Genomic DNA, 3,810 nt, shown 5'->3' with positions numbered 1-3,810 from the left:
GATCAACACTGTCCGGGGCAACCGCAACTGGATGCGGGGCCGGGAGGCCCTGCTGCGCTCCGACGTCCTACCCGGCGACCTCAACCGGTTGTTTCCGATCACGACCCCCGGCTTCAGCGACTCCGCGTCCTTCGACGAGGTCCTCGAGCTGCTCCACCTGGCCGGGCGCTCCCTCCCCCACGCCGTGCTGATGATGATCCCGGAGGCCTGGGAGCGGCACCCGTCGATGGACCCGGCCCGGCGTGCGTTTTACGAGTACCACGCATCGCTAATGGAGCCGTGGGACGGCCCGGCCTCGATGACGTTCACCGACGGCACCATCGTGGGCGCCGTGCTGGACCGCAACGGCCTGCGTCCGTCGCGTATCTGGGTGACCGACGACGGGCTGGTCGTGATGGCCTCCGAGGCGGGCGTGCTGGACCTGGACCCGGCCAAGGTGGTGCGCCGGATGCGGCTGCAGCCGGGCCGGATGTTCCTGGTCGACACCACCCAGGGCCGGATCGTCGCCGATGAGGAGATCAAGGCCGAGCTTGCCGCCGAGCACCCCTACCAGGACTGGCTCGACAAGGGCCTGATCCCGCTGGGCGAGCTGCCGCAGGGCGACTACGTCCGGATGCCGCACCACCGGGTTGTATTGCGCCAGTTGGTGTTCGGCTACACCTACGAAGAGCTCAACCTGCTGGTAGCGCCGATGGCGCGCACCGGCGCCGAGCCGCTCGGCTCGATGGGCACCGACACCCCGGTCGCGGTGCTTTCACAACGCCCACGGATGCTGTTCGACTACTTCCAGCAGTTGTTTGCCCAGGTGACCAACCCGCCGCTGGACGCCATCCGCGAAGAGGTGGTGACCAGCCTGCAGGGCACCACCGGCGGAGAGGGCGACCTGCTCAACCCGAACGCGGACTCCTGTCGCCAGATCTCGTTGTCGCAGCCGATTCTGCGTAACCACGAACTGGCCAAGCTGATCAATCTGGACCCCGACGTGGAGGTCAACGGTCGCCGGCATGGGCTGCGGTCCAAGGTGATCCGTTGTCTCTTCCCGGTCGCCGAGAATGGTGCGGGGCTCAAGGCCGCGCTGGACGAGGTGCGCGCACGGACCTCGGCGGCGATCGCCGACGGCGCACGGATCATCATCCTTTCCGACCGGGAGTCCGACGAGAAGCTGGCGCCGATCCCGTCGCTGCTGGCCGTCTCTGCCGTGCACCACCACCTGGTCCGCGAACGCACCCGCACCAAGGTCGGACTGGTGGTCGAGTCGGGCGACGCCCGCGAGGTGCACCACATGGCCGCGCTGATCGGTTTCGGTGCGGCGGCGGTCAACCCGTACATGGCGTTCGAGTCCATCGAGGTCATGCTGGACCGCGGCAGCCTCGAGGGCCTCGACCGCGAGACCGCGCTGCAGAACTACATCAAGGCCGCCGGCAAGGGCGTGCTCAAGGTGATGTCCAAGATGGGCATCTCGACGCTGGCCTCCTACACGGGCGCCCAGTTGTTCCAGGCCATCGGCGTCGACGAGGACATCCTCGCCGAGTACTTCACCGGGTTGACCTGTCCCACCGGCGGAATCAACCTCGCCGACATCGCCGCCGATGTCGCGACCCGGCACTCGCTGGCCTTCCTGGACCGGCCCGACGAACGTGCACACCGTGAACTCGAGGTGGGCGGGGAATACCAGTGGCGCCGCGAAGGCGAATACCACCTGTTCAACCCGGACACGGTGTTCAAGCTGCAGCACTCCACCCGCACCGGGCAGTACCAGATCTTCAAGGAGTACAGCCGGCTGGTCGACGACCAGAGCGAGCGGATGGCCTCGCTGCGCGGGTTGCTGAAATTCCGCGATGGGGTTCGCGCGCCGATTCCGCTCGACGAGGTCGAGCCGGCCAGCGAGATCGTCAAGCGCTTCTCGACCGGTGCGATGAGCTACGGCTCGATCTCCGCCGAAGCACACGAGACGCTGGCCATCGCGATGAACCGGCTCGGCGGCCGGTCGAACTCCGGCGAAGGCGGCGAGCATTTCGGCCGTTTCGACCGCGACCCCAACGGCGACTGGCGTCGCAGCGCGATCAAGCAGGTCGCCTCTGCACGCTTCGGTGTCACCTCGCACTACCTGAGCAACTGCTCAGACATCCAGATCAAGATGGCCCAGGGCGCCAAACCCGGTGAGGGCGGTCAGCTTCCGGCCGGCAAGGTCTACCCGTGGATCGCCGAGGTGCGGCACTCCACCCCCGGCGTGGGCCTGATCTCGCCGCCGCCGCACCACGACATCTACTCGATCGAGGACCTGGCGCAGCTGATCCACGACTTGAAGAACGCCAACCCGTCCGCCCGGATCCACGTGAAGCTGGTGTCGGAGAACGGTGTCGGCACGGTCGCGGCCGGTGTGTCCAAGGCACACGCCGACGTCGTGCTGATCTCCGGTCACGATGGCGGTACCGGCGCCACCCCGCTGACGTCGATGAAGCACGCCGGCGCGCCGTGGGAGCTCGGGTTGGCCGAGACGCAGCAGACGCTGCTGCTCAACGGATTACGCGACCGGATCGTGGTCCAGGTCGACGGCCAGCTCAAGACCGGTCGCGACGTGATGGTCGCGGCGCTGCTGGGCGCCGAGGAATTCGGGTTCGCCACCGCGCCTTTGGTGGTGTCGGGCTGCGTGATGATGCGGGTCTGCCATCTGGACACCTGCCCGGTCGGGGTGGCCACCCAGAACCCGGTGCTGCGCGAGCGGTTCAACGGCAAGCCCGAATTCGTGGAGAACTTCTTCTTGTTCATCGCCGAAGAGGTCCGCGAATACATGGCGCAGCTCGGTTTCCGCACCGTCAACGAGGCGGTCGGCCAGGTCGGCTCGCTGGACACCACGCTGGCCCGGGCGCACTGGAAGGCGCACAAGCTGGATCTGTCGCCTGTTCTGCACGAGCCGGAATCGGCGTTCATGAACCAGGATCTGTACAACAGCTCCAAGCAGGACCACGGCCTGGACAAGGCCCTGGACCAGCAGTTGATCGTGATGAGCCGGGAGGCACTGGACTCCCAGAAGCCCGTCCGGTTCTCCACCACGATCGCCAACGTCAACCGTACCGTCGGCACCATGCTCGGCCACGAGGTGACGAAAGCCTATGGCGGCCAAGGGTTGCCGGACGGCACCATCGACATCACCTTCACCGGTTCGGCCGGCAACAGCTTCGGCGCGTTCCTGCCGCAAGGCATCACGCTGCGGGTGTACGGCGACGCGAACGACTACGTCGGCAAAGGCCTGTCCGGCGGGCGGGTCGTGGTTCGGCCGCCCGACAACGCACCGAGCGACTACGTCGCCGAAGACAACATCATCGGCGGCAACGTCATCCTGTTCGGCGCCACCAGCGGCCAGGCGTTCCTGCGGGGTGCGGTCGGCGAACGGTTCGCCGTGCGCAACTCCGGCGCACACGCGGTGGTCGAAGGCGTGGGCGACCACGGCTGCGAGTACATGACCGGCGGCAGGGTAGCGATTCTGGGCAGCACCGGCCGCAACTTCGCGGCAGGCATGTCCGGTGGTATCGCCTATGTCTACGACCCCGAGGGTGCGTTGGAAGCGAACCTCAACTCCGAGATGGTGGAACTCGAAGCGCTCGACGAGGACGACCTCGACTGGCTGCACGGGATGCTCCAAGCCCACGTGGATGCCACCGACTCCGCAGTCGGCCAGCGGATCCTGGCCGACTGGGCCGGCGAGCAGCAGCGCTTCGCCAAGGTGATGCCGCGCGACTACAAGCGGGTGCTGGAGGCGATCGCCGACGCCGAGCGCACCGGAACCGACCCCGAAGAGGCGATCATGGC

At 67.3% G+C, this 3,810-nt stretch carries 1 protein-coding gene; it reads left to right on the top strand.

The window, feature by feature from the left end; translation table 11 throughout:
* On the top strand, positions 1-3,810 hold a 3,810-nt coding region (gltB, locus tag WAN02_RS09650; protein ID WP_422263928.1), incomplete at both ends, for a glutamate synthase large subunit.

This window comes from Mycobacterium sp., from assembly GCF_049281135.1.
GTDB lineage: Bacteria > Actinomycetota > Actinomycetes > Mycobacteriales > Mycobacteriaceae > Mycobacterium.
The sequence above is the reverse complement of the archived record's forward strand: the minus strand, read 5'-3'. Positions and strand labels throughout refer to the sequence as shown.